We start from the raw sequence: 26,905 nt of genomic DNA on the forward strand, positions 1-26,905 counted from the left end.
GCCTGTGTGTTGTGGCTGTCTGTTGGCTAGTTTTTGGTGGGTGTTGGCATGCTGATTGTCTGCCCATCGTTGAGCGCGAAGACGATGGTGCCATTGTGGTTGATGGTGGCGTGGTCGATCAGGGTGCGCCACAGTACCGGCGTGAATTGCGTGGCGTCTTGCCCTTGGAGTTGTGTGAGGGTTTGTTGATAGCGGCGGTATTTCGCTGCGCGTTCTCGTAAATCGGTGAGGGCGGCCTCGGCCTGATGGTAGTCGGCAAGTGCCTGGTCATAGTCAGCCTCTAATCGTGCGGCCCTCGCTTCATAGTCCTTGCTGGTGAGGGCGGCCCTAGCGTTTTGGTAGGCCAGCGCGGTAAACGCTTCCCTAGCGCGCTCAAGGCGAGCAGCACACTGGGCAAGGTGGGTTTCCGCCTGGGTGGTGTTGAAGGTGTCTGCGATGAGCTGGTCGAGCTGGGTGGCGACTTGTGTGGTGGTTACGAGTTGAGCGACTAGGTGGGTGAAGGTGGTGTGGATTTGTGCTTCGGTTAGGTGTGTGGTGGTGCAGTGGGTGTGGTTTTCGTATTTGTTGTTGCACCGCCAGATGGTGCGCTGGTATTTGGTGCCTGCGTGCCAGGTTTTTGACCCGTACCATCCCCCGCATTGTCCGCATTTGATGGTGCCCGACAGGGCATGCTTACGTGACTTCTTACCCCCAATTGTGCCTCGCTGGGTGGGTGGGTTGATAAGGGTTTGGGCGTAGTCCCACACGGCGGGTTCGATGATGGGCTCGTGGGAGCCGGTCACGTAGTATTGGGCGACCTCCCCTTGATTGGTGATGCGCTCTTTGGTGAGGAAGTCGCGGGTGTAGGTTTTTTGCAGCAGCGCATCACCTTTGTATTTCTCGTTGGTCAAGATGGAGCGGATGGTTGCTGCATGCCAGCGTTTCTTCCCCCTCGCGGTTGGCACACCAAGGTTTTGGAGGGTGGTGGCGATAGCACGGGGTGTTTTGCCTTCTAGACACAGAGCGTAAATCAGCCTGACTACTTTGGCTTGCTCAGGGTTGATTACAAGCCCTCCGTCTTGGCCTTTTTCGTAGCCGAGGAAAGAACCGTAAGGGATGGTCACCTTCCCATCGGCAAAGCGTTTCCTATGCCCCCAAGTCACGTTCTCGCTAATGGAGCGGGCTTCTTCTTGGGCCAGGGATGACATGATGGTGATGAGTAGTTCACCCTTGGAATCCAGAGTCCAAATATTCTCACGCTGAAAGTAGACCTCAACCCCGGCATCTTTGAGCTTACGCACGGTGGTCAGGGAGTCGACGGTGTTACGGGCGAAGCGTGACACTGATTTGGTGACAATCAGGTCGATCTTGCCCGCCAGGGCGTCAGCAACCATGGTTCGGAAGCCTGCACGTTTCGCTGTGGAGGTGCCGGTGATGCCCTCATCGGTGTAGACCTTGACCAGTTCCCAACCCGGATGGTCGGTGATGAAAGTGGTGTAGTAATCCACCTGCGCCTGATAACTCGAGGCCTGGTCTTCATTATCGGTTGACACTCGCGCATACCCCGCCACCCGCTTCGTTGTGGTGGCGGCGAGGGGTTTGCCGGTGTGTAAGGCGCGTGTGGCAGGAATCTTGGTAACAGTCGGACTCACGACTGGCTCCTTCCAGGAAGTGTTTGAGTTTCTGGTGTTTTCGCCGCGTTCTCAGCTAGGTTGGCGGTCTCAAGCAGCGTTACGTGCCGCCTGGTGCCATCCTTCAGGTGGAAGTCCAGCTCATCAGACGAGATAAGAATTGTTTTGACCTGCTCCCACACAGCCCTTTCATCGAATTCATCTAACTTGAGGACTGCCATGGTGGCGGTTTTCAGGTGGGCCTCACGGATGTTTGGGGCTTTACAGGGGTTACCTTTACCTTGGCAGGCAGTGTGGCAACGCCAGTACTTATAGTCAGGTAGCCGGAAGCGCTGCTTGGTTTTACGGTGAAACGCTTTGCCACACGCACCACAAATCACCCGCCCCGTAAAACATCCGGTGTTCAGGGATGGGACCGCGCCTTTCCCCAGGGTGCGTCGACGCTGAATCTCAGCCTGCACTGCCTTGAAAGTATCCCGGTCGATGATGGGCGGGTGCGTGTCTTTAGCGTAATATTTAGGAAGTTCACCTTTGTTCACGCGCTGTGGGCCACGGATACCATCAAGGTAGTGTTTTTGCATGAGCGTATCGCCCATGTAGCGTTCGTTTTCGAGCATCCGGCGGATAACCATCGCATCAATCTTTTTCCCCCGTTTGCCCCGTATCCCCTCACGGTAGAGTTGGTCGGCTAGTTTGTCTGGGGAAATACCCTCTAGGTAGGAGGCGAAAATGCGCCGCACGATGGGTGCCTCGACGGGGTTGATATGGAACTGGGTGCCATCCCAGTCATACCCGTACAAGTAGTGGCTATTGGGTTTACCCTGTTCATAGTTACGACGGATCGACCACTTGACCGCCTCACTATTAGCCTCAGACTCACCTTGGGCGAAAGACGCCAGGAGGGTTAGGAGTAGTTCGCCGTCGGTGGTGGCCGTGGAAATGTTTTCGCGTTCGAACCGCAGTTCCACCCCCAAAGCGGTCAGTTCACGGCAGGTCGCCAGCACGTCCACCGTGTTACGCCCCAGACGACTAATCGACTTGGTGAGCACTAGGTCCACTTCACCTGCCCTACAGGCGGCCATGAGTTGTTTAAAGCCCTCGCGGTTTTGGTTGGTACCACTTTTACCGTTATCGATGAATACTCCGATGTAGCGCCATCCGGGGGTGTTTTGGATGAGGGTGGAGTAGTGGTGGATTTGGGCAGCCAAGGACTTTGGGGAGCGCTCGTTGACCGCGCTGATGCGCGCATAAGCTGCCACCCGCACCAGTGGTGGTTTTTCTTGTGGTGGCGGGGTAATACGCTTAATCTGCCTAGTCATAGCCGGTTGTCTCCTTTTAGTCGTTCGGGTTTGTATCCGTCTGGTTCAATAACTCACTTGAAAGGGCTGGAAAATCCAGTCGAACCTGCGCAAGCAAGCCCACTAAAGACCCCGGCACGCTCGAAGTTAGGCGCTCAACGCACTTGGCTAGTTCATCCCTGGTGAGCACACCTTGATCGTTAAGGTGAAAGAGGTGCTCGAGGGCAAGCAATGAGCGGGCTTCACAGGGCAGGTCCAGTTCCATCACTGGCCCCACCGGGTTTTTGTGTAGCAGGCGTGGCAGCAGTACTTCCGGCGCGCATCCCCATACACGCTTACCCGTATCCCGCAGCCTTTGCAGGTAAAAACCCGTTCTGGGCTACGATCGCCTGCCTCGGGATGCAGGTGCCACCAGGTGCGCCGGTGTGTTGGTGAGCAAAAACGTTGGGTTGAACGTGAAGGGTTAAAGTCGGCTCCGCAATACCTGCATACCCCCACGCCTAAAGGCTGGGCGGGTTTAGTACCTTCGGGTGTGATGTGTTGGCGGGATAGATACCCTTTGGCGGCATCACGCGATATACCAAGATGCGCGCTAATCTCGCTAAGCCCATAACCAGCCCGGCGCAGCCTAGTAAGTGCCTGTTTTTCTACCTGTGACAAGGCCACCTGTTAGCACCCCCTGTGTGCTAATTGGTGCCCCACCTCTTGGGGCTCTCACAAGCAGGTCAAAACCACCCCAAGAATTAACCACCTCTAGGCACGCAAAAAGCGCCCCCACCCAACCCACTGAAGGGTCAGGTGAGGGCGCATGAAAAGGCTTGAAGCCAGGCTGTTTTAGTAGCCTAGCTTCTTGTTCACCAGGGCTTGGACCGCCTTGTAGTTGGCTCCCAGGCGGCGTCGGCGTTCGTCTCCGTTTCCGTACTCGCCTCGAATGACCGCATCAGCCAAAGCATTCAGGTCAGGACCTGAGGAGACGGGTGTGGAACCGTAACCCAGGCGCTGGTTCACAATCGCCTGCACCGCCGAATACTTCGAACCCAGCCGGCGCTTGCGTTCGTCACCGTTGCCATAGTCGCCGCGTAGTACCGCGTCTGCCAGGGCATTCAGGTCACCAGATGGAGAATCAACACCAGATGCCGAGCGCCCGTTGCCGCCTCCCCCTCCTAGCCATGGTGCGAGCACAGTGGTGGGTGGGTAGTAGCGTCCTGGGCAGTCCGTAGAGGAGCAATCCTTATGCCCCAGGATGGTCAGTGGCCCATGCTTAGCTTGCAGGTCTCGGATTAGTTCAGCCACGGTGGCTTTATCCGCGTCAGAGCAGCGGGGGTTGCACTCGATCCCGATGGACTCCAAATTCTTGACCCAGTTGCCGGCGTGGTAGGCGGTGTTTCCATCTGCGACGAGTTGGGCGACGCGTCCGGCCTCTGCCACGTAGTGGGCGGATGTGTTGTTGCCGCCGCGTTCGAACCAGCGGATAGTGCCCTCAAAGGTGGGGTGTTTGGCGGGGTCATCCCAGTGATGCACCACAATGTATTTAATGCGGTGGCCTTGGCGGCCTGTCGTGAAAGCGGTGGCGTCGTGGGAATGGTCAATCGTGTAAGACATGAGAATCTCCATGATGTAGTGGATGGGTTTTTAGGGTTGGACGATCACGTGCAACCAAATCAGCGCGGTCAGGAGCGGGGTGATGGCCTGCTCCCACACCCACCAGGACAGAACGACCAGGCCAGCAACCATGAAGATGCTGGCCAAAGCAGTGAGGGTGGCTGGCAGGTGGGAGGCGGGTTTAGTCACCACCACCACCTGTCTCGACTTCGGGCGCGGGTTTGGTGGTGTGGGCTAGAGGCTTACGCACTTCTGCGATGTTGACTTCAGGGACATGTGGACGCGGCACCGCCACCGGCTCACTCGTGTTTGTTGCGGCGTGGCGGCCGTGGGCCGAGTTCAAAAGACCATCCGCCATGGTGCTTTCACGCTCGGTGAGGGTGGCTAAGGCCTGGCTGAACTTGGGTGGTACTGGCAGGCCTAGGACGGTGGCGTTTTCAATCAAGCTGATGCCTTCGTTGGCGATGTAGAAGAAGATCACCGCACCGCGAAGCACCCCCACCCCGCCGAGCACGTGGGTGTCCATCAACTGGGCCAGAGCAACAAAGGCGAGGATAAGCATTTTCCCGAACAGCCCCTTAAACCCAACAGCCGAGCTGAGGCGTCGGGTGGTGATGGCTGCCATCACCCCGGAGATGTAGTCGGCGGTGATGAAGGCGAGCAGGGTGTAGAGCAGGGCATCGGGGGTGCCAAACACCCAACCAGCAGCTCCGCCAATGATTCCGGCGATGGTGCGTAGATAGTGGTCTAGTGGCATGAGAAATCAGATCCTTCCAAGAAATGGGTAAGCGAAAGCCCCGAGGCTTTATTGGCCGTCGGGGCTTGGTGGGATTGTGAAGATGTGGGTTTCAGGTTCCACCAGGGGCGGTGGTTCTGCTTCTTTTGGTGGCGTTAGTGGTTGAGCAACCACGCCTTCTGGCGGGGTGGGGTCAATCTCCATCAGGGCACCTCCATCACGGTGGCTTCCTCCAACGCGTCGGATAGCAGGTCGTAGGCAGTAGCGTCGCTGCCGGAAAAGGTACCCGGATAATCCACTAAGGCTTTGGTGAGGATGGCGTATTGATTCTCGTAGGTTTCGGGAACCAATACAGCCTCACCCATGAGGGCCTGGTGTTCGGCCTTGAACTCACTAGCTTGAACTGGATCCTTGAGTGTGAACCCGCCGGCCTCATCAAGGACAATCTCGCCAGTTTCGTCGAGGGTGGCGTACTGGCGAGCCAACTCCACCTCAGATACTCCCAAGGCTTCAAGGTGAACAAGGAGCGAGGCGTGAAGTTTGGTTCTGGCCCTCGAGGTTGCCCCGGCCAGTTCTAGCCCCTCGAGCAACTGGCAGACACTGGGTATGTTGCGGTTTTCGATTTTCATCGTCGGCATGGATTCTCCTTGGGGATTGGTTAGCTGAGGTTGGTGGACATGGTCGATAGGCCGGTGTTCTTGTAGCTTGACCAGGAGACTCTGCCGCCTCCGATGTCGTGGACTTCTTGGACCCAGCCCTTGTTCAGATAGGTGATGAGGTGGTTGACCCGCATAATCACCTCACTAAGGCGCTTGGTGATCTGGGTGACCGAGTACAGGTTGTTATCTGTCACTAGGAACAGTGCGCCGTTGGAGAAGGCGACCTGGGAATGAGTGTTCTCGCTACACCAAGCCGGCAGCATCGTGCGGTTAACGGTCGAATCAAGTAGTTTGATCCCACGCTTACCCGTTGTCATCACCTTGTTGCCACCCAGGTGCAGATCCACGCCCAGGTGCAAACCCCTAGCGCCCATCACTGAGCCCTTCGGGTCAAGAGTGAGGAGCACGAAGTGGTCATCAGACCCGGCCCCATACGTCCACGCCGCATAAGAAGCATCCTTGGACAGCATGGTGTTGAGGCCCTTGACGCTCTCAGGCTTGTTCTTAAAACCAGCCTCACCGATTTGTCCGATGAACTTTGTCCCGTAATAAAACTGCAAGCCCATCGAAGAGACTTTGCCCGTCAGGGTGTTGCCGTTGTACCAACGAATCTCGGTAGGACTAATACGGATTGAAGATGACCACCCCGATAAGCCAACTTGGATAGCATTCGTTGCGAGCTTATCGGCCGTAATAGTCCTAGCAGCGATACGCGAAGCAGACAGCGTGCCGGTGGTGATCTTGCCAGCATCCAAGGAAGCAATTTTCGCGGAAGTAATCGCGGCATCCTTGATCATCGCACTGGTGATAAACCCATTGCGGATGGTGAGCTTCTCCGAAGTAATGCTTCCTGCCCGGATACGACCGGCATCGAGGTAGCCTGTCCTGATTTTGCCCGCATCCAGGGACGCGATTTTCGCGTTGTCGATCGAAGCGTCTTTGATCATCGCCCCCGTGATTACTGCCTGGTCAATGGTGGTTTGACCGGTGATGTGAACCTTGGCCCCATCAATCAAAATCCCCTCGGTGGAGATGTTGATTTGGTTGATGACCTTCTCTTTTTCCACCCTTAGGTTCACAGCATCAGAAAGTTGGGTGATAGAAGATCTGGCCCCTTGGATGAGGCTGCCGACTACTACCTGGTAGTCCTCTAAGTGCTGGGCGTTCTCGGCTGCTTTATCAACTGCTTCTTGAGCTTTGACAGTAGCGAGTTTTGTTTCTCTTGCTACTTGACGCACACGAGCTTTAGCTTCACTACCAGACTTAGCTGCCTCATCAGCCACCCCCTTTACCTGGGAAACCACTACTTCAGCATTATCTAGACGCCACTTAGCTTCCTCCCACGTCAAATCCGTCGAGATGGGATACCAGTCGTAACGGTTATTGACCTGCTTGTAGATCCAAATCTCCTGCTTCTCACCATTCGTTTTGAACCACACGTCACCCGGCTGCGGATCCTTAGGGGTATCGGTGCCGTAGTGGTTGCGGTTTTTACCATTCGCCGCCACCAACGCCTCATCCACACGCCCCGACAAACCCGAAACGCTACTGAATGCTTGGTCAGCCCTCGCCATAGCATTACCAGCCACGGTAGTGACCGCTCCGGCTTGGGCAGAGGCATCTAGGGCAGCGCCCATCGCGTTTCCTGCTACCGCCATGGCCCTAGTAGCTTGGTTGGTAATCTTTGGGGCGAAGGAACCCAGCGTCACCTGCAGGTACCCTTCAGTGAGGGGGTTGTATTGGTAGGCCACCACCCGCGCCGACACATCCACCCCAGCGTCCAGGTCTTTGACCGTGACCACGTCACCGATTGCCACGGTCTCTAAGGCACGCAGATGGGCATACTCCTTAGTTATGGCGAGGTCGACTAGGTTCACGCTCCAGGTTCGAGTTGGCTCATCAATGCGACGGAGCGTGAACTGTTCCTTGGCTGCCCGTCGTAGTGCTGCTTCGGCCTGTTTGGGTGGTAGTGCATCCTCAGCGCTGGCTCCGTTTGGGGTGGCGGTGGATTTGATGTGATCAAACTTCACCACCGCAATACGGGGGTGAGGGTATTGGCCAAGTTTTCTCGAGTCGACCCATTTCTCCGGAAGCATCAGCCCATCAAACCCGACCGGCACGATGCGGGTGACCACTGTTGAGTAGTCCACTGACGCGGTCATGGACAGCAGGTTCTTACCTGCCCGGATTTGCACCCCGTTATCGCTACCGCGCCTGGCAACTAAAGAGAGGTGGGTGTTGTTGCGGATTAGCTCCCCACCCCAGCGGTTCACGATCCCGTTATCAAGGTCGGGGTCCATCAGGACTGATGCCACAGACACCCTAACGAGGCGGGCTGAGGCACGAGCACTCAGGTTGCTGGTTGCGGTGAACGGGTGCTTAAACTGCGCCCCAGCAAGGACGCGCCTTAGTGCGCCGTTTGCGTCTTCGCCCACAAGGTTGGTATCCATCAAAAGGTTTGCAGCCAAGTCATAAAACACATGCTGCGCCGTCACATGCACCTGGTGGTGTTCGTTGGTCTGAAGGTGGTGGATGCGGAAAAACTGGCCCCCAAATACTGGTGCTGGGCAGCGCACCAGGTTCCCCACCCGCAACGATGACGCTCCTCGTGCGGTGAGTGGGTAGTCAAACTCCAAGCAGAAAGCGCCACCGAGCTCTTCAGTCACCACCGGGTTGATGATCTGGGCATCAAGGACGGCTAAGCCGTTGTCTGTCGTGACGTCCGTTTTGGGAACAGCGTTTGCGGGGTGTGTGGTGATCATTGGTTTCTCCACCTAGGTTCAATGACAAGCTGGCTAATTCCAGGTCCGAGCTGCACATACGATTTCCCTGGACGGATGGTCGGGAATGGGCCTGTCATGTTTTGGTTTTGCGCCACATTGCCCTTCCGGCACTCCATCAGCGCGGAGTCGATGGTGAGTTGGTCGGAGTCGATTTTCAGATCCACCCGGTATCCGTTGGTCTCAAAAAACACCCTGCCACTGCCGTAGACCGTGAAGACCGGACGAGCAACAGCATTACCGGGGTTAGTGATGTTCCCGCTCTTGGTCAGCACGATGCGGTCGGCTTTGGTGAGGTAGGCGAAGGGATCGCAAAGGAGGGTGGCTTGGAACTGACCCATCATCGGAGACACCCTCACCAACTCAGTAAGGGTGGTGCTTTTGACCTGGTAGAACACGCCTGTGTCATGGCGGAAAGCAATCCGCTTCGCGTTTGACAACGCGGTGATGGCTATGCGCCATGACCCCATCACATCACGGCTCCGGATGATCAGGTCGAGGGTGATGACCCGGTCATTCCACCCTTGCTCGCGCGTCAACGTGCCTTCACGTCCGGGAACCACGATCTGCTCCACCACCCGTCCCGCTGGACTCAGTTTCACTGGAGAAGCCAGGTGCAGGTTCAGGTCCCGACGCGCCTGAATGGTTCCATCCAACGTAAACACTGGAAATCACCTTCTTTCAGATAGAACGCAGTAACCACTAACTGATGGCAAGTAGCGGGTTGCGCCGGGCTAGTCCCGCCAGACTGGTATCGATGCGGGGTGCGAGGCGGCCGACCAGGGTGCCGTCATCAAGCACCACCCGAATATCCATACCCTTGAGCATCGAAGGCACAACCGCCTCCACCACAGAGCGCACACCATCACTCGAAAGGCCAGCATTGGTACTGGCTGATGTTGTTGGAGCAGCCAACTCCTTGCTTACCTGGTCGAGGTGAGCGAATTGCGCCTGGGTCTTGACATCGATTGGCACGTCCAGGCCTTCGGTGAGGTCGGCGAACGCGGCGTCGATATCAGAGGCCATTTCGTTGGCGGCTTTGGTGGCGCGCGCTGCGTTGTCGTCGATGCCGGAGGCGAGGCCTCGGGCGAGCATTTCACCGGCCCACGCCATCTTCCGGCTGGGTGAGTGGATACCGAAGAAGCTGGTGATTCCATCCCAAATGGATGATGCCCAAGATGAGACTTGGTTCCATAGCCATCCGGCTAGGCCTTGGATGCCGTTCCACAAGCCCCGCACCAGATTCCCACCCACACTCACCATCTGGGACACGCCCTGCCCAAACGCCGATACGATCCCAGAAACAATCTGCGGAATCGCGGAGACGATCGTGGAAATGATCGTTGGCAGATTGCGGATGAGGGAGGTCAGTAGGGTGACGCCCATCATCATCAGCTGCGGAATATGGCTACTGATCGCGTTCAGCACCGAGCTGATGATTCTAGGGACGGCGGAGATGATGGTGGTGATGATCGTCGGCAACGCCTGGATCAATGCAACGAACAGTTTGATGCCAGCGTCAATGAGCAGAGGCAGTGCTCCGAGGACGGCGTTGATGATCGCATCGATAATCTGCGGCAACGCCGCCACAATCGTCTCAATGATCGTCGGCAGGGCCTCCACTAAGGAGGTGAGTAGGGTGATTCCGGCTTCGATGAGCTGCGGAATCGCACCCACCAAAAACTCCAACAGTGACTCAATGAGCGTTGGTAGTGCTTCGATAAGGACCGGGATTGCTTCGATAATGCCCTGGGCCAAACCCGTCACCAACTGCAGTGCCGCATCAAGCAGCAACGGCAGATTGTCAATCAAGGCCTGGACGATCCCGACGATTGCTGCAATAGCAGCCGGAATCAACTCGGGTAGTGCCTCACCAATACCGGAGGCCAACGTGGCGACCATGGTCGCGGCCGCCGTCGTGAGCTCGGGCAGCAACTGCAGGATCCCTTGGATGAGGGCGATGAGTAGTCCGGTTGCGGCCTCGGTAATCGCAGGCAAAGCCTGAATCAAACCATCAGCCAAACTGGTGACAATCCGCAACGCCGCATCCAAGAAGGCAGGCAACTGTTCGCTGATGAAGGCGAGGGCTTCTTGGATGACCTGACCCAAAGCGGTGATCAGCCCATCCACACCATCCTTCTCAAACGCCTCCGAGAGAGCGCTTACCCAGCCGTTGACCATTGGCATCACCGAGCCCGAGAGCATTTCGGTCAGCCCACCGGCCAACTGGCCTTTGAGGTTGGCGACGCCATCTTGAAGTGTGGAGAGTTGCCCGTTGAAGGTTTTGGACTGATTCTCCATCGCCCCATAAAAACGCCCACCCTCAGCCGTAGCACTCTCAAAAGCCTGGGCGACCATCTCCGCTGAGATAGCGCCCTTACTCATCTCCTCCTTGAGCTCACCAATACTCTTGCCGGTCTTACGGGAGATTTCCTCCAAAGGGTTGAAGCCAGCATTGATCATCTGCATCAAATCCTGGCCCGTGAGCTTGCCAGCAGAGGAGACCTGAGCAAACGCCAAAGACAGCGAAGAAAACTTCTCCTTATCGCCCTGGGCCACATCCCCAAGCATCCCCATGTACTTTTGCGCGTCCTGGGCGCTGATACCAAAAGACATGAGGGTGCGGGTCGCATCAGCCAAATCCTGCATGCCATAAGGCGTGGAGGCGGCTTTGGCTTTGAGGTCGGCGACGAGTTGGTGGGCTTTGGCCTCATCACCGAGCATCGTAGTGAACGAGGCGGTGTAGGACTCCATCGTCGCGTTGTACTGGATGCCATCTTTCATTGCGTCAACGAACCCGCGCCCTACGGCTTTGATCGCGCTGCCGATGGCGTTAACACTCGCAACGATTGCCTCACTAGCAAGGTTGGCTTTGAGCACGTCACCGAAGGAGAGGGCTTTCTTGCCGCTTGAGTCCATCTCGTCACCGAGATCATCAACTGCCGTCTCTAGGCGGCCGGTGTCTTTGGCTGCGTCCCGTGCGTCATCTCCAGCATCATCAGCATTGTCGCCGAAGGTGTTGAGGGCTTTGTTGTTGTCCTCCAACTCGCCCTCAAGGTCAGCCAACGCCGCCTTCGCATTATTCAACTGGGTTTGCCAGGCCAGGGTGCGCCGGTCAGTCTCCCCGAAGTTCGTGGCCGCGTTTTTCAGGGCGGCTTCGAGGGTGTTGATCTTGTCCCGCTGAGCGCTGATTTGCTCTGCCAACACTTTGCCTTTAGCAGCGTACTTGGCCTGAGCATCATCAGAGCGTTTGAACTGGGCATCCACCAGTTTCATCTCAGAGCCGAGCACGCGGAAGGACGCGTTGATCTCGGTGATAGCGCGTTTGAACTCCCGCTCACCCTGGAGTGCGATTTTTAGTCCGAAATCTTCAGCCATCAGGGTGTGCCTTTCTCTATTGAGTTTTCGCTGCGACTAGTACACGCGTTGTCGGTAGACTTGGTGAATGAGCGAACCAAAGTATCTTTTGCACGTCACCGAGGCAGATAAATGGCCTAGGGTGCTGAGCAATCTGGGAAATCTAACTGCCTTAGGGCTTGCAAGCCGCATCCGGGTAATGATTAACGGGACTGCTATCTATGTAATCCAAGGAGATAACGACTGGACTCAGGCTATGCAGCAAGCATCTGAGGCAGGAGCAATCTTCGAGGTTTGCGAGAAGTCACTGATCAACCACGGAATCGATTTCAACTCAATTCCTAACTGGATTACTCCGATTTGGGCTGCAGTACCAGTCATCGCCGAACACGTTGCTGAGGGATACACCTACATAAAGCCCTGACAAACTAAAGGTGCCATTAGTACAAACGCCTTCTATGGATCAAACACCGTATGGGATGACGTCATCAATGAATGTCTCCCGCAAAGGGGTTGCGGTGCCGTTCATTTGGCGGTGACATTCGATGAGGTCGAGTAGGAGGCCGAGGGGCATGTGCCAGGTTTCCGCCTGCCCCAACCCGAGAACCGTGGTTCCCCAGTGGAGCAGGCGGATGAACGTGGCCTCATCACTGTCAGTTACTCGGCCTGCTGGTCTTTTCCCACCGGAGCCTCAGAGACAACCTCGCGCCGCGTGCCGTTGACCAGTGCCTGGGTGATGGCCTCACGGTAGTCCGCCAGGTCGGCAGGACAGGTTAAGAGCTCCACCAGGTCTTCGGTGAGCAGCTCCTGCTTGTCATCAGGATGAGCAAAGTTGTGGATCTGGACGCCCTGGTTAGCCAGCAGGGTGACGATCCAGATGATCTCACCCAAGGCTTGGTCCATGTCTTCACCCGTGAGGAGTTTTTCACCAAGCTGGTCTAGGCCGCCATAGCGGGCGGCAATCTTACGTGTTGCTCCCGTCGAGAGGACGAGGGTGTACTCACGCCCTGCGATGGTGACGGTGGCGGTGCGGCCTTCTAGTGAAGGGTTTTCTAAGACGATGTTTTCAGTGCTCATTGGTTCAGGTTCTCCTTCTCATTCAGGCTTTGGACGGTAGAGAAGGCTCGTAAACCTTCGTGTACCACTCTTTGATAGTGGCCGGTTTCGCCCCGGCAGTGTCTTCGGTGGCTTCGGCTTTCCACGGGTGTAGGCCGTTCTTCTCGGCCTTATTACGTCGCATGATCGTCCCCTCAATCGAAGGGGTCGCAAAGCTAATCGAATCGCCCTTGGTATTGAGGGATGTGGCTGGTGGTGCGAACTTGACGCGGTAGAGCCAGAAATACGTGTATTTGCCGTTTGAGCGGCGGGCGCGGAATGCGATCGCGACTGGCTTGGCCCCATCCTCACTTGTGGCGACTAGGACCTTGTTGTCATCGAGGGTGCAGCCGGTTAGTTCAGCTGCGACCTCGGGCTTGAGATCATCAATGCCCAGGGTGAGGGTGCCGGATTTGAACTCCTTGACCACCTCACTAGCCCCGTCGTCGGCATAGAGGATGGCTTCTGCCAGTTCGACAGATAACTCTGCGGAGATGGCTTTAGCTAGGGGTTTGGGGGTGGCGTAGGTTTCTTCCCCTTCGGGGTTTTCGGTGATGGTTGCGTAGTAGAGCTTGTCAAGACCAATCGTGGCCATGGGAATGCCTCCTAAAAAGGTTTTTGAGTGGATATGGGAAGACCCCCGTACTAGTGGGGGTCAGTGGTGAGTGCGACTTCAACGGCGTAGTGGTGGTAACCAGTCTCGGGGTCGTGGCCGATGTAGCGGCGCTCAGTAATCGTCAGGTCTTTTTGGCGTAAGAGCGGTAGGAGCCGGTGGACTAGGGGCAGGTAGTTTTCTTGGCTGAACAGGTTGATTCTGACGTATTGGATTTCGACGCTGGGAGTGTTATCTGCGTGTAGGTCGTAGATGTCCACTAGGGGTAGTAGGACGGCGTAGTCGCTTGCCGGTAGTGCTGGCCAGGTGCCGGTGAACACTTGGAGTCCCAGGCGCTGAAAGACACCAACGAGGATTTCAAGGCACTCCACCACTATCACCTGCCCTTCATCCGGTTTTGCAGGACATGTTTCATTGCCTCAAGGCACGCCCGCCGACTCGAGGCACGCGCGGGGCGCAGGAACGGGCGGGGCGTTTGCCCGGCCTTGCCGTATTCGAGGACGTTGGCGATCAGTGCGTTGGGTCTGCCGTCGCGTCGGTTTTCGGTGAACCCGACTTTTACGTTGTGATCCCCCTTGCGGTCCACTTTCGCAGGAGACAAACCCAAAGCGCCCAGCAACTGCCCCGTAGAGCGGGACTTACCCTTCGTGCCAGAACCGATTGCGCCGCTCAGGTTGGCCCGGACCCGTTCTTCTACGACCCGTCCGCCGGCTGTGACGGCCTCGTCGGCAATCTCGGGCATGGCTGTGGTCAGGTGAGCGAATTGTTCAAGGGTTTTGGTAGGCATCTTGATTTGCGTTCTAGCCACGATGCACCTCCCTCTTAAGGAACAAGACCAGGTAGCGGCCCCTGCCTTTGACGTTTTCAATGCCCGTAATCGTGAATGGCTTGTCATCGACAATGACTTTTTGGCCTGTGACCGGGACGTGGTGTGGTTGGGTGCGGATCCGTGCGATTGCGTCTACTTGTTCGAATCCGGCCAGGTGTGCCCAGCGGGTGGTGGCAGAACGCTCCTCGAATACCCCACGACAGGTAAAACCCGCTAGGGCAGGTTTCGTGTGGAAGCCCTGGCGGTCACTGTTCACCATGTCGTCAACAAACAACAGTTCAGTTCGAAGTAGCCCAAGTCCCATCACTCATACCTTCCAGTCCCTGTCGAGAATTAGTAGTCGGTTGACGGCTTCCCATACGCGGGCGGCTGCGTGCGTGTTATCAGCGAAAAACCCGCCGGTTGACCCGTCCCTGGATTCGTAGAAGTGGGTGGCCAGCATGATCACCGCACGGTATGTGGACTCCGACAACGGGTGATTCTCATAGTGGCCTGGGACCAGGTGTTGGTAGGAGGTGGCGTAGTCCAGTCCCGCCTGAATCAACTCACCCAAAAGTTCATCATCTTGGCTGTGCTCAAGCACCAGGTTCGCCTTGAGGGCCTCGATGAACTGGGCTTGGTTAAACGCGCGTGCCATGGCTTTACGCCACCCCCTTCTCCAACACTTGGCAGTGGATTACTGCTTCTGAACAAGAACCTTGACTGCCTCGGGCAAGATGAGTTTGCCGTCGACGCGCTGGGTTGCCATGAACCCCACCTGACCAGTGGTCGCAAACAACTCATTCAAACGCTTGAAAGAGCGTCCAGCACGGTCAGCAATCCAGTAATAAGACAAATCCCCAAACGCCACGGTCTTTGCCCCGGCCTTAATCTCCGGCACAAAGCTGGAGGTATAAATGGGGCGGCCTAGGATCATGTCCGGGGAACCTGCTGTGAGGGCGGGCTGCCACAAGTACTGGCCCTGATTATCCTTAAGCTTCCGAATTGCTTTGACCGTGGAGTCGTTGGTCAGCCACACGGCGTTCTTGCGATACGGGCTACGGAGCGCATAGAACAAATCGATGAGTTCATCTGCGGTGATAGCGGTCTGGCCGGCAGCCTTGAGGCCTTCTTCAGCTCCGCCGGTCTTGTAGAAGATACCGGTGGGCTTATTAGACCCATCCCCAACAAGGAACGCTTCTTCTTCAGCAGCACCGATACGACGGCCGAACTCGTTTGCCAGATAGGCCTCGATGTTGAACGCAGAGTCAGCCAAGAGTTCTTCACTGACCTTGATGAAGGTGGAGAGTTTATAAGCCCCCAGCGTGACTTGCTTGAACGCTTCGTCAGACTCTTGGACTGCTGCCCCTTCATCGAGCCAGTTAGCCTTACCGTGGGTCGCCACGACGGGGATCTTGCGATCACCCGATGTGGTGGTAATCCGCTTAGCCAGAGAACGAATAATGTTCTCCTCGTTGAGCGCTTCGACCAAAGTGCGTTCGAACTCGTCCGGTACTAGGTAGCCGCCTTCAGTGTCAGCACCTTCCTTCAAGGCGTTGCGTACTTCGAAGGGGTTGGTGGCCATGCGCATGGCGTTCCAAAAGTTCTCGCGGTATTCATCCGTAGCCCTGAAAGGAACAGGCTTACCAGCCGGTTCTGGGGTGACGGTGCCGGGCATGGCAGCAATCGGAGAAGCGACCGGCTTAGACAACTGTGCGTCAAGTTCGGCGGCGCGTTCTGCTCGGGCAATTTCACGACCGAAGGCTTCGATTTCGGCTTCCATACGAGCGTAAGCCTCATCATCCTCAGCCGTCAGGATCCCGTTGTTCGCGCTTTGGCGTTCAGTGAGGAAGGCCTTGGCCTTCTCCCAGGTCTCAGCACGCCGGGTTCGCAGGTCATTAATCATCGTTGTAGTCATGGTTGTGTGTGTCCTTTCAAAACACAAAGGAGTGGATTGGGTATGAGAAAAGCCCCGGCGCATCGGGCGCTAGGGCTTCAAGGAATCGAGAGCGGATAACAGGTCGCTGACCGCGCGGCCAGCAGGCGGCGGATCAGGAGGCTGAGACTTACGTTCTGGCGTCTCAGCGTTGATGGCGTTCAGCAGACTGTTGGTGACGGCGCGGCGGGAGAACACCATCGCCGCCACGGGTTTCTCAGGCTGTGCGGCTGGGAAAGGGCTGACGGGGCTGATCAGGCCGTCTGCGAAACCCAGCTCAATGGCTTTTTTCGCGTCCATCCAGGTCTCCGCATCCATCAACTCACTGAGCTCCGCACGGTCCATGTCCGTTTTGAGCTCGTAGGCGTTGAGGATGGATTCTTTGACTTCAGCCAGCATGGATACAGCGCGGAGCATCTCGTCTGAGTCGCCGATAGCGGCGGTCATGGGGTTGTGAATCATCAACATCGCCACCGGGCTCATCAACACTTCTGTCCCAGCCATCGCGATGACGGATGCTGCGCTGGCTGCGAGGCCGTCGATTTTGACGGTGACGTGTCCTGGGTAGCCCATGAGCATCGAATAAATCTCTGCAGCCGCAATCACATCCCCGCCAGGGCTATTGATCCACACAACAATGTCGCCACTGCCGGAGAACAGCTCGTCCCGGAAGGCGGCGGGTGTGGTTTCGTCTCCGAACCAGGACTCCGGCGCGATCGGGCCACGCAGTTCTAGCACGCGCTTACCATCCGGGCTGGTGGCATAGTCCCAAAAACGCCTGGCACTACTGGGTGTTTTCTGTGCTGTGGGGTCGGCTCTCATTGTCGCCGTCATCTGCATCCTCCTCGTTTTCACTATTGATGTCGTTTTCTTGTGCTGGTTGGGTATCCCGCATCTGGCGGTGGGTGTAGTAGCTACCAGCCTGGTTGAGCGGGAGCATGTTGCCGTTGACCAGGTAGAGGTCCCCACCATCCTCAGTTGGGATGAGGTCGAGGTTTTCGAGTTGGCGGATGTCGTTGGCACTCATCCACCCGTTCTGCCGAGCAACCGCATACCCCTGCATCCGCGACGCGTAATCCCCACGCAACAGGCCCTCAAGGTTGAACGCGATCGAATACTTCTCCCGGTCAGCCCCGGTGAGCAGGGTTTTAGTGAGGGCTTGTTCCCACCTGATCACCCACGGGTCAAGCGTGTACTTCACAAACTCGAGCGACTGCTGCTCAATGTTGCTGAAACTCGATTTTTCGAGGTCGCCGACCATGTGCGGTGGAATGCGGAAAATACGGGCAATCTCGTTGATCTGGAACTTGCGGGTCTCCAAGAACTGCGCCTGCTCCGGCGAAATGCCGATAGGCGTGTACTTCATCCCCTCCTCGAGCACCGCGATCTTGCCGGCGTTCTCGGAGCCGCCAAAGGTCGACTGCCACGACTCCCTTACCCGCGCTGGGTCACGAATCGTCCCCGGATGCTCCAACACCCCACCAGGGGCGGCCCCGTTAGCAAAGAACCGTGCCCCGTATTCCTCACAGGCCAGTCCCATGCCAATCGCGTTCCTCGCCATCTGAATCGGGTTGTAACCGACTAGACCGTCAAACCCGAGCCCGGGGATGTGGAGGACGTCGGCTGGGGATAAAACAACCACCGGCGGCTTACCGGTGGTCTGAGGGCGGTAGGTATACCTAAGTAGCCCAGTGTCGGGGTCGCGGTCTACCACCATTTGGGAGGGCAGCAACGGGTAGAGACCGATGACCTCACCCCGCCCGTTACGGATAACCTGCGCATAAGCATTACCCCACAACAGCAGGTGCGTCATGAGGGTCTCGCGGAACACAAACGACGTCATCTCCGCATTCGGCTCATCATGCAACACCCGATACAACGAATGACCCACCGCCCGCTCAGATCCACCAGTGCTGCCTTCACGCTGCTGATACAAATGCAACGGCAACGAAGCGATGGCCTCAGCCAGAATGCGGACACACGCGTAGACGGCGGTCATCTGCATAGCCGAGCGCTCCGTCACCGACTTACCCGAAGACGTGGGGCTGGCGAAGAACTCGGTGTTCGTTAGCGACCAGTTGTTCTGTGGTGATGGCGAGTCGGGTTTGAGGCCGAGCCAAGATAGAAAACCCATTGCGCTTACCTTTCTGGGATAATTGACTAAACAAAGATGGAGGTGTTGCCATGGCCAGTGACGAGTCGTACTTGGAGTACGTCCTTGACTTGCTCTCCGAGGTTGAGCAGGTGTCGAGTCGAAAGATGATGGGCGAATACCTGCTCTACACAGGCGGCATCCTTTTCGGCGGGATTTATGACAACCGCTTCATGTTGAAAGACACGCCCTCCGCTCGAGCCCTTCTCGAACAGCCCGTACTGGAATCCCCGTATCCTGGCGCGAAGGACATGGTTGTCGTTGATACCGATGATCCTGAGCAGATTGCGGCAACCATCGCAGCTATGCTGCCCGAACTACCCAAACCCAAGTCCCGAGCTAAGAAGCGCTAGAGGAGGAGAAGTCCTCGCTGGTCGTACACCGACTCAGAGGCTGGCCCTGCGCCGCATCTAATCGCTCGGTCTAGGCCCATGATGGTGGCAACGACCCCGTCGATCTTCTCGGTGGATTTTTCTTTGTCGGGTTTGATGTTCCCGGCAGGGTCTTGGCGGATGAAGATGTTGTCCATCATCCACCGCAAAACCGGATGACCATCATGGGCCAACTTGCCCTCCAACACGAGCTTCATCAGCTCCTTGGTTGGTGGACTCATGTCTTTAAAGCCTTGGCCGAACGGGACGACGGTAAGGCCCATGGCATCGAGGTTTTGGGTCATTTGGACAGCACCCCACCGATCGAACGCCACCTCCCGAAGGTCGTACTCCTCCGAGATTTGCTCGATGGCCTGTTCGATGGCGGCGTAGTGGACCACGTTCCCCTCGGTGAGGTTCAAGTGGCCTTGGCGTGCCCAGAGGTCGTATGGGACCCGGTCGCGCAGGACGCGGCGGTCAATGTTGTCCTCGGGAATCCAAAAGTGCGGGAGGACAAAGTAGGGCTCATCAACGTCTTCTGGTGGGAAGACTTGGACGAACGCCGTGATGTCCGTGGTGGATGAGAGGTCGAGGCCGCCGTAGCAGACCCGGCCCCGCAGTTGCTCCGGCCGGAAGTCGCGCTTGCATGCGTCCCAGGCTGCCATGGGCATCCACCGAACACTTTGTTTCACCCACTGATTCAACCGCAACTGGCGGAAGGAGTTTTCCTCTGCCGGGTTCTGCTTCGCACTCTCACACGCCGCCCGGACTTTATCTATCCCTACGGTGATGCCTAGGGATGGGTTGGCTTTCGCCCACACAGCCTCATCGGTCCAGTCGTCCTCGGTGTCTGCGCCGTAGATGACTGGGTAGAAGGTCGGGTCGATCTTCCTACCCTCCAAAATGTCCTGAGCCTTCTGATGCGTCTCATAGCAAATGCTGTTCGTATCGCTGCCGGCTGTGGTGATCAGGAAATACAGGGGCTGGGTGCGTGCATCCCCACTGCCTTTGGTCATGACGTCGAATAGGCGGCGGTCGGGCTGGGTGTGCAGTTCGTCAAAGACCACGCCGTGGATATTGAACCCATGCTTGGAATACGCCTCGGCAGAGAGCACTTGGTAGAAGCTGTTGGTGGGCTGGAAAACGATCCGCTTCTGGCTGGCGAGGATTTTGACGCGGCGGGATAAGGCGGGTGAGTTGCGGACCATGTCGGCTGCGACCTCGAACACGATGGAGGCTTGCTGTCGGTCTGCAGCGCAACCGTAGACCTCAGCCCGCTCCTCACTATCCCCACACGTCAGCAACAAGGCCACTGCTGCGGCGAGCTCGCTCTTGCCCATCTTTTTGGGGATTTCAACGTAGGCGGTGTTGAACTGACGGTAGCCATCCGCCTTGAGGGTGCCGAACAGGTCACGAATGATGCGCTCTTGCCAGTCGATCAGTTCGAAGGGTTTGCCTGCCCAGCGGCCCTTGGTGTGGGTTAGGGCCTGGATGAACGCAACCGCGTAATCAGCAGCCCTTTTGTCGTAGTGGGAGCCGTCTGCCATGAAACGAGTTGGCTCATAGCTGCTAAGGCGACGCATCATGGTTAGCTCCCTTCAAGGTTGGTGGCGGCAAGTTCTCCGTGCGGGAACCGGCTGGACTTCCTGGCGTGTTTAAGTGATTGCGGGGTATAGAAAAGGCCCCACCAACTTGGTGGAGCGTCAGTGTTGTGAAAAGAGGGCCAGCCCGCCCGTTATCGGGGTGGGTCTGGCTAGTGGGCCGCTTAGGCGTTCTTGATTGCCCAGGTCAGGGCTTCTGGGTAGCCTTCGGCGCGCATCCGGTTGAAGTCGAAGCCTTCTTCGTTCCAGGTGGCTAGCTGGTAGGTGCCACCGGGTTGTTTGGTGTAGATGGCGGGGACTTTGCGCCACCCGGTCGCATTGGCCCAGGTGGTGTAGATCAGCGCGTACTTGTCGGTACCAACCGGGATCCAGACGTTGTCGATGCCGTGGGTTCCCACCCGGGCTGCCTCGTCTTCATCGTTGATGGTTTGTGGGGCGGGGTCGATGACGTGGTAGTCGGCTTCGGTGTAGACCTCTTCGCTTGGCACCACCGTGGTGATGCCCCGTTTGTGTGCAGCATCCAGGCCGGCTTCGAAGGAGTTCTTCATCAACCGCAGCAGCGTGGTGACGCTCATTTCCGCCCAGTCGAAGCCGTCCGAGCCCCGGCTCAGGAGGGTGTCGATGCCGGCGTATTCGTCAGCGATCGCGATGTCTTCGAGCAGGCGGCGCAGCTCCCCGGTGCTGATGACCTCACTCTTAGCTGCCTCACCGGTGGTCTTGGAGGTGTTCTTGGTGTTCATCGTGGTTACCCTTTCGTTCTCTCAGGGGCTTGTGCCCCTGTGCTCTTCGTTGTGTAACCATTACCCCTTAGAAACACAGTTATATCCAGTCGAAAACCGCTTATTCATAACGAAAAGTAGCGGTGTACATCTCTAACCCAGCACCCCGGTTTTGGGTGTAAAAAGACCGCAGCCACCATCATTTGGCGGGTGCGGTGCACTGGCCGGGGCGCGGCTTTTAGTTGTTCATGGCCCAGGCGATCGCGCTGCCGTTGTCAGCGAAGTACTCCTCGCTAGCGGCCAGTAGTTCGAGGGCGCATTCGCTCGCACTACGGGCGTCCTTGCCCCAGCCGGGGATCGGTGCCTCAGCCAGGCGGTAGGTTTCGGCCTGCCAGCCGTTGTCCTTGCCGCTCAGGTAGCGGTAGGTGGCGACCAGGACACGCTCCCCATATTGGAGGATGATGCGCTGGGCGGTGGTATCAGCCAGGGTCTCCATCGTGGTCTTCGTGGTGTTCATTGTCCTTGCCTTTCGGTGTAGGTGCTTTGTTCTTGTGTAACTATTAGTCACTTACACCGGCGGTTTTATCCAGTCGTTTCCCGCTTTATAACAAGGTTTTTCTAGAGGTGTGCATCTCTAGTTCACGGCCTGTGCGTGGGCGAAGCCGATGCGGTAGGCGTCAATGAGCATGGCACGCAACTCAACCGTGTCGATTTCGAACGGCCCGAGCTCCTCACACCTAGTTGGGGTCAGGGTGATGAAGTCGGGTTCGTAGTCCTCGCAAACCACTTCGAGGGCGCGAATCACTTCAGCGGGCGCTTGGCCCTGCTCAGCGGCGTACCAGGCGGTGGCCCACTCGGGCAGTCCCAGGCGGGCCAGACCCTCAGGCAGCTCGCTGGCGGCCGAAGGTGCGGCGTAGTTGGCGCTCAAGGTGGGTGCGGGGATGGTTGCGGTCGTCATTGTTGCCTCCAGTTTTCTCGGTGGTCAGCGGGTGCTGGCCGTTGGTTGTGTCAACAACAATCAACGCTTACTTCCACAGTTATATCCAGCCTAAAAGCCGCTTATTCACCGGTTAAAAGTAGCGGTGTGAATCTCTTGCAAAACACCAACCAGCACCCCGGGGGTGGGCGCTGGTCAGCGGTGCTTTAGAGGAGCGTGTAGGAGTCCTCCCCAGGAACTAGCCCCAGGGTGGAACCGTTATCCCAAGTCACGTGGATGGTCCCAAGGTCATCAACATGGTTGATAGTGCCCTCCGCTCCTGGGGTGAGGCTGGTGTAAGGGTCACTCGTGTCCTCGAGGCGGATCCTGCGCCCCACCAGTGAGCATTCTTTGGTGTCCGCTTCTTTTGGTGGGGTGCGCCAGGCAGCCGACCCAGGAAGCCCACCCATCAACGTCTTGCGTAGCCCTTTGTGTTCGGGGCCGATGAAGCCCAGGCGGAGCAGGAAGCAGCGCATCACATAGCGAGGATTGCTTTCCTCCTTGGGTTTGGCGGTCACGCGTTTGGCATCCCTCGCCATGGTGAGCATCGCCCCAATCAACTCGGTGAGGGCATGAGCCTGGGCTGGAGTGCAGGGGCGAGCGATCCAAGGCATCGAAACCGTCTCGTCGGTGACCTCGATGGGCAGGTCCTCAAGGTTCAGAGCAGCCTGAATCAGCGGACCCTTGGCCGTAACCAGGGCCTTGAACCGCTCCAAGGCGGCGTCGGTGAGGGTGGCGCGTGGGATGGTGACAGTCACGCCGTCAGCTACCAATTCTTCTGGCTCTACTTCGGCGGGTGTGGTGGTTCGGGGTTGTTTGGTTTCGAGCCAGTGGCGTAGGTCGAAGAGGTTGTCTGGGTAGAAGTCATCCTCCCCAAGCAGCCCCAGCAGGTCTCGCACATCCTTCCTTGACGGCTGCTTACCCTCCCACCTGATCGTGCCGTTACGGGCGACGATTGCAGGTCCGACCTGGTACTCATAACTGGGCGCTCCCAGGTACTGAGCCTTAGTGTCGTAGAGAGCTTGGAGATTAGTGACGATTGTGCCGCGTTTACCAGCCGGCAGGTCGTACTCGAAGGTGACGTTCATGGTTGTTCTCCCTTGTGGCTTGTCGGGTTTTTCTGTCAACAACATGAACCCTTAGAAACACAGGTTTATCCAGTCCAAAACCGGCTTAAACGCCAGGAAATGTAGCGGTCTCAAGCACACCCCAACATGAGGCTGCTTGGCTGCCCCGGATAAGTGGTGGCTTCACTTATCCGGGGCCAAAATGCCAGCCAGTTCCCACACAGAGAACTACCCCTCACCCTCATCGACATCATCATCTTCGGCGTCACCCTCACTGTCGGCGTCGGGTTGTGCCTGCTCGAACGAGAGTTCCTGCCCATCACGGATGACCTTGATGCCGCTGGTGGCTCCGGCGAGCTCGCGGTAGCGGTTGATGATGACATCGGCGTACTTCGGGTCAAGTTCAACCAACCTGGCTACGCGCCCGGTCTGCTCAGCTGCAATTAGAGTCGAACCGCTGCCGCCGAAAGCATCAAGCACCACCTGATTGCTCAGAGAAGAGTTGAGGATTGGGTATGCGATCAGCTCGACCGGCTTCATCGTGGGATGATCCGTGTTCTTACGGGGCTTATCGAAACGCCAGATGGTGGATTCCTTGCGCCCGGTGTACCACTGGTGGCGACCCTTTTTCTTCCACCCAAAAAGCACCGGCTCATGCTGCCACTGATAAGGCGAACGCCCCAACACAATGGACTGCTTGACCCAAATACAGCAGCCTGAGAGGTAGAACCCGGCGTCGTCGAAGGCCTTACGGAACGCATAACCCCCGGTATCGGAGTGGAAGACGTAAATGCTGGCGTCATCAGCCATCACCGTCTCAAGGGCAGTGAAGGCTTTGGTGAGGAAAGCGACGAAGGAGTCGTTGTCCATATGATCGTTGGCGATTTTGCCCGCGCTGCCCTCATAGTTGACGTTGTAGGGCGGGTCAGTGACCACCAAATTCGCCTTCTCACCTGCCATCAACGTTGCGAAGGTGTCTGGGTCGGTGGAGTCCCCAACAATGAGGCGATGCCTGCCGAGCTGCCAGATGTCCCCGGTGCGGGACATGGCGGGTTTGGCCAGTTCTGCCTCGACATCAAAATCATCTTCCTCAATCCCACCGGCTAACTGGTCGCGGAACAGGGCGTCGACTTCAGCGGGGTCGAAACCCGTCAAGGTCACATCGAAGTCCTCAGCCGTAAGGTCAGCAATCAACAAGGCCAACTTGGATTCATCCCACTCACCCTTAACCTTATTCAAGGCAACGTTGAGCGCCTTCTCCTTCGATTCCTCCAGGTCAACGACCACACATTCGATTACCTCATGGCCAAGTGCGGTGAGGACTTTCAATCGCTGGTGACCACCAACCACACGGCCGGTCGCCTCATTGAAAATGACCGGCTCGACGTAACCAAACTCCTCAACCGACCTCTTCAACTTTTCGAACTCAGGGTCACCAGGCTGGAGGTCTTTGCGTGGGTTGTAATCCGCAGCCTGCAACTGCTCGACAGGGATGGTTTTGATGTTCATGCTCATCACTGCGCCTCCTCGTTGCTTTCGCCGTGGCGGGCCTTAGCGTGATCGATAACGTGGGCTTTGAGGTTCCACGAACCGGTGGTGCTTTCCCACCCGGGGTACGCACCGTTTACATACCCGAAGTGTCCATAGGCTGAGTAGCGGGCGAAGCCATGACGGCGCAGGTGGAAGCGGTCAATGATCGCTCCCGGCCGCAACGAATAGAACTCCATCAATGCCAGGCGAATATCCTCATCAGTGACCTCTGGGATGTGGGTGCCATGGGTGTCGATATCGAAGGCAACCGGGTCGGCCTTGCCAATCGCGTAGGAAATGCTGACCGTGCACCGCTTAGCAAGACGGCCCGCCACCACCTGCTTAGCCAGAAACCTGGCCATGTAAGCACCCGTGCGGTCGACCTTCGTCGCATCCTTACCACTAAACGCTCCACCACCATGGGGTGCATGACCACCATAGGTGTCAACCATCAACTTGCGACCCGTCAGGCCCGTGTCTGCTCTAGGTCCGCCCTTGACGAAGCGGCCCGAAGGGTTCACCAGCACGGTGGTGTAAGTCAGCGTCGGAATGCCGATGGCCTCAAGGGACGGGGCAACAATCTTGCTCACGACTTCACGGCGCAACTCCTCCAGGTCCTTGGCCGCATCATGCTGGATGGATACCACGACGGTCGGGGCGGTGATTGGTGTGCCATTCTCATCGACTGTGAGGGTGACTTGGGCTTTTCCATCCGGGCCGATACCAGCAATGGTTCCTTGCTCACGCGCCTGATCTAAGCGGGCGCAAATCTCATGCGCAGCCACCAGTGAAGCAGGCAGGAAATCCTTGGTGGCAGCGGTCGCGTAACCATAGACGGTGCCTTGGTCACCCGCGCCAAGGTCAGAGAAGGCCCCAGCCTGTTCCGCGCCACCATCTCGGGTCTCCAACGCCGTGTCCACACCGCCGGCAATGTCGGTGGACTGCTTCGTGACGTTGACACTGACGAGGTATTTCCAGGGCTGGTAGCCAAGCCTAGCTAGGGTCGAGCGCACCACCTGACGAATCCGCACCCGCCCGTTGCAGGTGATCTGCCCGGCAACGGTGATGAGGTGGTTGGAGGCCATGACCTCCACCGCACACCGAGCCGCCGGATCCTCCCAAAGACAAGCATCGAGAATCTCATCGCTAATCCGGTCACAAAGTTTGTCTGGGTGACCGGCACAAACAGACTCGGATGTCTCTAAGCGGATGGCGGGTGGGCTGTATGGGGTGAGAGCGCTTGAAGGCATGGCGTGTAATCCTTTGAATCGTCTAGTTGGTGAAAACAGGTAGGCCCCCACCAGCACGGGTGGAGGCCAAACAAAGAAAAAGATGAAAGCGGAGCCGGATTGGTTAGCGGCCCTGCAAGAGCCGCTCCATCGGGTCGGATGGGAGGGGCGTGTAGTCGGTGGTGCAGTTGGCTTTGACAATGTCGAAAATCTCGTACCACAACACATTCGCCTGCTTCTGAAACGACTGCGACATGGCCACAAACGGGCTGGCGATCGCAGCCCCAGTTGTCGGGTGTTTGCCGAGCAGACCGAAATCACTGATGGCTTTTTCGCATTGGATGAAGCGGGCGAACGACTGCGCATACGCCTCAAGCAAGCGTTTGGAAACAAACTGGGTACAGCCCTTATCGGCCAGCCACTCCCACGTCTCACGGTAAATCTCATCAGCCCCAAGCGGAGTACCGTCACGCTGCTGTGCCGCCAAATACGCGCTCGGCTCGGGCATATCCACACCAGACAGGAGTGCGCCCTCGTCCGTGTCGATCCCGGTGAAGTCATACGGCTCAGGCGGACCATCAACGCTCAGCACCCGCCCGGTGCGTCCATCGGCCAGACGGTCTACGAGGGGTTCGGGTTTGGATCCTGCGCGGACGCGGCGTCCGCCCCTGTTCGTGCCATCACGAGCCATACGATCATTCACCTCCAAACAGGCCAGATAAACGCGAAATAACGGGCAAAAACCCGCACGTTGGCGGGCCAGAAG

At 57.4% G+C, this 26,905-nt stretch carries 30 protein-coding genes; 2 read left to right on the top strand and 28 right to left on the bottom strand.

From position 1 onward, the window contains the following. Window positions 1–26: 26 nt before the first annotated feature. From BK816_RS00915 to BK816_RS00955, 10 genes are all read right to left on the bottom strand, one after another. The gene (locus BK816_RS00915; RefSeq protein WP_071163497.1) at window positions 27–1,631 is read right to left on the bottom strand and encodes a recombinase family protein; all 1,605 of its coding nucleotides are present in this window, start codon (window positions 1,629–1,631) and stop codon (window positions 27–29) included. Beyond that, window positions 1,628–2,929 (bottom strand): recombinase family protein, encoded by a 1,302-nt coding sequence (locus BK816_RS00920; RefSeq protein ID WP_071163498.1) that lies wholly within the window; start codon window positions 2,927–2,929, stop codon window positions 1,628–1,630. Before BK816_RS00920 ends, BK816_RS00915 begins: the two co-directional genes overlap by 4 nt. Window positions 2,930–3,742: 813 nt before the next feature. Continuing rightward, window positions 3,743–4,510: an N-acetylmuramoyl-L-alanine amidase gene (locus tag BK816_RS00930; protein WP_236842337.1), complete on the bottom strand. Its 768-nt coding sequence runs from the start codon at window positions 4,508–4,510 to the stop codon at window positions 3,743–3,745. 30 nt (window positions 4,511–4,540) lie between these two features. Next, window positions 4,541–4,699 carry a hypothetical protein gene (locus BK816_RS09245; protein WP_156981955.1) on the bottom strand — a complete coding sequence of 53 codons (159 nt, stop codon included), beginning with the start codon at window positions 4,697–4,699 and terminating at the stop codon, window positions 4,541–4,543. Then, window positions 4,692–5,267 carry a phage holin family protein gene (locus tag BK816_RS00935; protein WP_071163501.1) on the bottom strand — a complete coding sequence of 192 codons (576 nt, stop codon included), beginning with the start codon at window positions 5,265–5,267 and terminating at the stop codon, window positions 4,692–4,694. The genes BK816_RS09245 and BK816_RS00935 overlap by 8 nt, the downstream gene beginning before the upstream one ends. A 48-nt stretch (window positions 5,268–5,315) precedes the next feature. Beyond that, the gene (locus BK816_RS09720; RefSeq protein WP_257786288.1) at window positions 5,316–5,450 is read right to left on the bottom strand and encodes a hypothetical protein; all 135 of its coding nucleotides are present in this window, start codon (window positions 5,448–5,450) and stop codon (window positions 5,316–5,318) included. Beyond that, window positions 5,450–5,884, bottom strand: coding sequence for a DUF1617 family protein (locus tag BK816_RS00940; protein ID WP_083378966.1), 435 nt, complete (start codon window positions 5,882–5,884; stop codon window positions 5,450–5,452). Before BK816_RS00940 ends, BK816_RS09720 begins: the two co-directional genes overlap by 1 nt. Window positions 5,885–5,904: 20 nt before the next feature. Next, window positions 5,905–8,667, bottom strand: a complete 2,763-nt coding sequence (locus tag BK816_RS00945; RefSeq protein WP_071163502.1) for a phage tail spike protein — start codon at window positions 8,665–8,667, stop codon at window positions 5,905–5,907. Then, on the bottom strand, window positions 8,664–9,350 hold the full coding sequence (locus tag BK816_RS00950) for a hypothetical protein (protein WP_071163503.1): 687 nt from the start codon (window positions 9,348–9,350) through the stop codon (window positions 8,664–8,666). Before BK816_RS00950 ends, BK816_RS00945 begins: the two co-directional genes overlap by 4 nt. Window positions 9,351–9,387: 37 nt before the next feature. Further along, window positions 9,388–12,063, bottom strand: a complete 2,676-nt coding sequence (locus BK816_RS00955; RefSeq protein WP_071163504.1) for a phage tail protein — start codon at window positions 12,061–12,063, stop codon at window positions 9,388–9,390. A gap of 67 nt (window positions 12,064–12,130) precedes the next feature. On the opposite strand from BK816_RS00955, the gene BK816_RS00960 reads away from it, so the two are divergent. After that, window positions 12,131–12,466, top strand: coding sequence for a DsrE family protein (locus tag BK816_RS00960; RefSeq protein WP_071163505.1), 336 nt, complete (start codon window positions 12,131–12,133; stop codon window positions 12,464–12,466). Window positions 12,467–12,505: 39 nt separating this feature from the next. On the opposite strand, the gene BK816_RS09725 is transcribed toward BK816_RS00960, so the two are convergent. From BK816_RS09725 to BK816_RS01005, 10 genes are all read right to left on the bottom strand, one after another. Next, window positions 12,506–12,640 carry a hypothetical protein gene (locus BK816_RS09725; RefSeq protein ID WP_257786289.1) on the bottom strand — a complete coding sequence of 45 codons (135 nt, stop codon included), beginning with the start codon at window positions 12,638–12,640 and terminating at the stop codon, window positions 12,506–12,508. A gap of 59 nt (window positions 12,641–12,699) precedes the next feature. Further along, window positions 12,700–13,119, bottom strand: coding sequence for a hypothetical protein (locus tag BK816_RS00965; RefSeq protein WP_071163506.1), 420 nt, complete (start codon window positions 13,117–13,119; stop codon window positions 12,700–12,702). A gap of 22 nt (window positions 13,120–13,141) precedes the next feature. Then, complete coding sequence (locus tag BK816_RS00970) at window positions 13,142–13,732, bottom strand: major tail protein (protein ID WP_071163507.1); 591 nt, start codon at window positions 13,730–13,732, stop codon at window positions 13,142–13,144. A 50-nt stretch (window positions 13,733–13,782) separates the two neighbouring features. Continuing rightward, a complete protein-coding gene (locus BK816_RS00975; RefSeq protein ID WP_071164865.1) occupies window positions 13,783–14,121 on the bottom strand; it encodes a hypothetical protein in 339 nt (112 codons plus the stop codon). A 5-nt stretch (window positions 14,122–14,126) separates the two neighbouring features. Then, window positions 14,127–14,558: a hypothetical protein gene (locus tag BK816_RS00980; RefSeq protein WP_071163508.1), complete on the bottom strand. Its 432-nt coding sequence runs from the start codon at window positions 14,556–14,558 to the stop codon at window positions 14,127–14,129. Continuing rightward, window positions 14,551–14,883: a phage head completion protein gene (locus BK816_RS00985; RefSeq protein WP_071163509.1), complete on the bottom strand. Its 333-nt coding sequence runs from the start codon at window positions 14,881–14,883 to the stop codon at window positions 14,551–14,553. Before BK816_RS00985 ends, BK816_RS00980 begins: the two co-directional genes overlap by 8 nt. Before the next feature lie 3 nt (window positions 14,884–14,886). Beyond that, on the bottom strand, window positions 14,887–15,216 hold the full coding sequence (locus tag BK816_RS00990) for a head-tail connector protein (protein ID WP_071163510.1): 330 nt from the start codon (window positions 15,214–15,216) through the stop codon (window positions 14,887–14,889). Between the two features lie 39 nt (window positions 15,217–15,255). Next, the gene (locus BK816_RS00995; protein ID WP_071163511.1) at window positions 15,256–16,476 is read right to left on the bottom strand and encodes a phage major capsid protein; all 1,221 of its coding nucleotides are present in this window, start codon (window positions 16,474–16,476) and stop codon (window positions 15,256–15,258) included. A 69-nt stretch (window positions 16,477–16,545) separates the two neighbouring features. Further along, window positions 16,546–17,328 (bottom strand): head maturation protease, ClpP-related, encoded by a 783-nt coding sequence (locus BK816_RS01000; RefSeq protein ID WP_236842338.1) that lies wholly within the window; start codon window positions 17,326–17,328, stop codon window positions 16,546–16,548. Beyond that, complete coding sequence (locus tag BK816_RS01005; protein ID WP_071163512.1) at window positions 17,279–18,628, bottom strand: phage portal protein; 1,350 nt, start codon at window positions 18,626–18,628, stop codon at window positions 17,279–17,281. The genes BK816_RS01000 and BK816_RS01005 overlap by 50 nt, the downstream gene beginning before the upstream one ends. A gap of 50 nt (window positions 18,629–18,678) precedes the next feature. Here BK816_RS01005 and BK816_RS01010 point away from each other — a divergent pair, with 50 nt between their 5' ends. After that, complete coding sequence (locus tag BK816_RS01010) at window positions 18,679–18,999, top strand: TfoX/Sxy family protein (RefSeq protein WP_071163513.1); 321 nt, start codon at window positions 18,679–18,681, stop codon at window positions 18,997–18,999. On the opposite strand, the gene BK816_RS01015 is transcribed toward BK816_RS01010, so the two are convergent. The 8 genes from BK816_RS01015 to BK816_RS01050 all read right to left on the bottom strand — a co-directional run bounded on the left by BK816_RS01015 (window position 18,996) and on the right by BK816_RS01050 (window position 26,830). Continuing rightward, entirely contained in the window at window positions 18,996–20,600 is a 1,605-nt protein-coding gene (locus BK816_RS01015) for a terminase large subunit (RefSeq protein WP_071164867.1), read from the bottom strand. The two genes, BK816_RS01010 and BK816_RS01015, sit on opposite strands and share 4 nt — an antisense overlap. 182 nt (window positions 20,601–20,782) lie before the next feature. Continuing rightward, entirely contained in the window at window positions 20,783–21,358 is a 576-nt protein-coding gene (locus BK816_RS01020) for a DUF6900 domain-containing protein (RefSeq protein WP_071163514.1), read from the bottom strand. A 217-nt stretch (window positions 21,359–21,575) separates the two neighbouring features. Beyond that, window positions 21,576–21,905 (bottom strand): Nmad4 family putative nucleotide modification protein, encoded by a 330-nt coding sequence (locus BK816_RS01025; RefSeq protein WP_236842339.1) that lies wholly within the window; start codon window positions 21,903–21,905, stop codon window positions 21,576–21,578. Between the two features lie 66 nt (window positions 21,906–21,971). Beyond that, complete coding sequence (locus tag BK816_RS01030) at window positions 21,972–22,295, bottom strand: hypothetical protein (protein ID WP_071163516.1); 324 nt, start codon at window positions 22,293–22,295, stop codon at window positions 21,972–21,974. Window positions 22,296–22,480: 185 nt separating this feature from the next. Further along, entirely contained in the window at window positions 22,481–23,401 is a 921-nt protein-coding gene (locus BK816_RS09605) for a DUF4314 domain-containing protein (RefSeq protein WP_071163517.1), read from the bottom strand. Window positions 23,402–23,608: 207 nt separating this feature from the next. Then, entirely contained in the window at window positions 23,609–24,895 is a 1,287-nt protein-coding gene (locus tag BK816_RS01040) for a site-specific DNA-methyltransferase (protein ID WP_472264993.1), read from the bottom strand. Continuing rightward, a complete protein-coding gene (gene metK / locus BK816_RS01045) occupies window positions 24,895–26,160 on the bottom strand; it encodes a methionine adenosyltransferase (RefSeq protein WP_071163518.1) in 1,266 nt (421 codons plus the stop codon). Before metK ends, BK816_RS01040 begins: the two co-directional genes overlap by 1 nt. A 103-nt stretch (window positions 26,161–26,263) precedes the next feature. Continuing rightward, on the bottom strand, window positions 26,264–26,830 hold the full coding sequence (locus BK816_RS01050; RefSeq protein WP_071163519.1) for a P27 family phage terminase small subunit: 567 nt from the start codon (window positions 26,828–26,830) through the stop codon (window positions 26,264–26,266). Between the last annotated feature and the right edge of the window lie 75 nt (window positions 26,831–26,905).

This window comes from Boudabousia tangfeifanii, assembly GCF_001856685.1.
Taxonomy (GTDB): Bacteria; Actinomycetota; Actinomycetes; order Actinomycetales; family Actinomycetaceae; genus Boudabousia; species Boudabousia tangfeifanii.

Coding starts and splice junctions, on each gene's coding strand:
- BK816_RS01030 (WP_071163516.1), bottom strand. CDS start 22,295: ATGACGACCGCAACCATCCCCGCACCCACCTTGAGCGCCAACTACGCC.
- BK816_RS01020 (WP_071163514.1), bottom strand. CDS start 21,358: ATGAACACCAAGAACACCTCCAAGACCACCGGTGAGGCAGCTAAGAGT.
- BK816_RS01000 (WP_236842338.1), bottom strand. CDS start 17,328: ATGACGGCGACAATGAGAGCCGACCCCACAGCACAGAAAACACCCAGT.
- BK816_RS01015 (WP_071164867.1), bottom strand. CDS start 20,600: ATGCGTCGCCTTAGCAGCTATGAGCCAACTCGTTTCATGGCAGACGGC.
- BK816_RS00935 (WP_071163501.1), bottom strand. CDS start 5,267: ATGCCACTAGACCACTATCTACGCACCATCGCCGGAATCATTGGCGGA.
- BK816_RS09605 (WP_071163517.1), bottom strand. CDS start 23,401: ATGAACGTCACCTTCGAGTACGACCTGCCGGCTGGTAAACGCGGCACA.
- BK816_RS00920 (WP_071163498.1), bottom strand. CDS start 2,929: ATGACTAGGCAGATTAAGCGTATTACCCCGCCACCACAAGAAAAACCA.
- BK816_RS00995 (WP_071163511.1), bottom strand. CDS start 16,476: ATGACTACAACGATGATTAATGACCTGCGAACCCGGCGTGCTGAGACC.
- BK816_RS00965 (WP_071163506.1), bottom strand. CDS start 13,119: ATGAGCACTGAAAACATCGTCTTAGAAAACCCTTCACTAGAAGGCCGC.
- BK816_RS00990 (WP_071163510.1), bottom strand. CDS start 15,216: ATGGCACGCGCGTTTAACCAAGCCCAGTTCATCGAGGCCCTCAAGGCG.
- BK816_RS01010 (WP_071163513.1), top strand. CDS start 18,679: ATGGCCAGTGACGAGTCGTACTTGGAGTACGTCCTTGACTTGCTCTCC.
- BK816_RS01050 (WP_071163519.1), bottom strand. CDS start 26,830: ATGGCTCGTGATGGCACGAACAGGGGCGGACGCCGCGTCCGCGCAGGA.
- BK816_RS00955 (WP_071163504.1), bottom strand. CDS start 12,063: ATGGCTGAAGATTTCGGACTAAAAATCGCACTCCAGGGTGAGCGGGAG.
- BK816_RS01040 (WP_472264993.1), bottom strand. CDS start 24,895: ATGAGCATGAACATCAAAACCATCCCTGTCGAGCAGTTGCAGGCTGCG.
- BK816_RS00960 (WP_071163505.1), top strand. CDS start 12,131: ATGAGCGAACCAAAGTATCTTTTGCACGTCACCGAGGCAGATAAATGG.
- metK (WP_071163518.1), bottom strand. CDS start 26,160: ATGCCTTCAAGCGCTCTCACCCCATACAGCCCACCCGCCATCCGCTTA.
- BK816_RS00970 (WP_071163507.1), bottom strand. CDS start 13,732: ATGGCCACGATTGGTCTTGACAAGCTCTACTACGCAACCATCACCGAA.
- BK816_RS00945 (WP_071163502.1), bottom strand. CDS start 8,667: ATGATCACCACACACCCCGCAAACGCTGTTCCCAAAACGGACGTCACG.
- BK816_RS00930 (WP_236842337.1), bottom strand. CDS start 4,510: ATGTCTTACACGATTGACCATTCCCACGACGCCACCGCTTTCACGACA.
- BK816_RS00985 (WP_071163509.1), bottom strand. CDS start 14,883: ATGGGACTTGGGCTACTTCGAACTGAACTGTTGTTTGTTGACGACATG.
- BK816_RS00940 (WP_083378966.1), bottom strand. CDS start 5,884: ATGCCGACGATGAAAATCGAAAACCGCAACATACCCAGTGTCTGCCAG.
- BK816_RS01005 (WP_071163512.1), bottom strand. CDS start 18,628: ATGGGTTTTCTATCTTGGCTCGGCCTCAAACCCGACTCGCCATCACCA.
- BK816_RS09720 (WP_257786288.1), bottom strand. CDS start 5,450: ATGGAGATTGACCCCACCCCGCCAGAAGGCGTGGTTGCTCAACCACTA.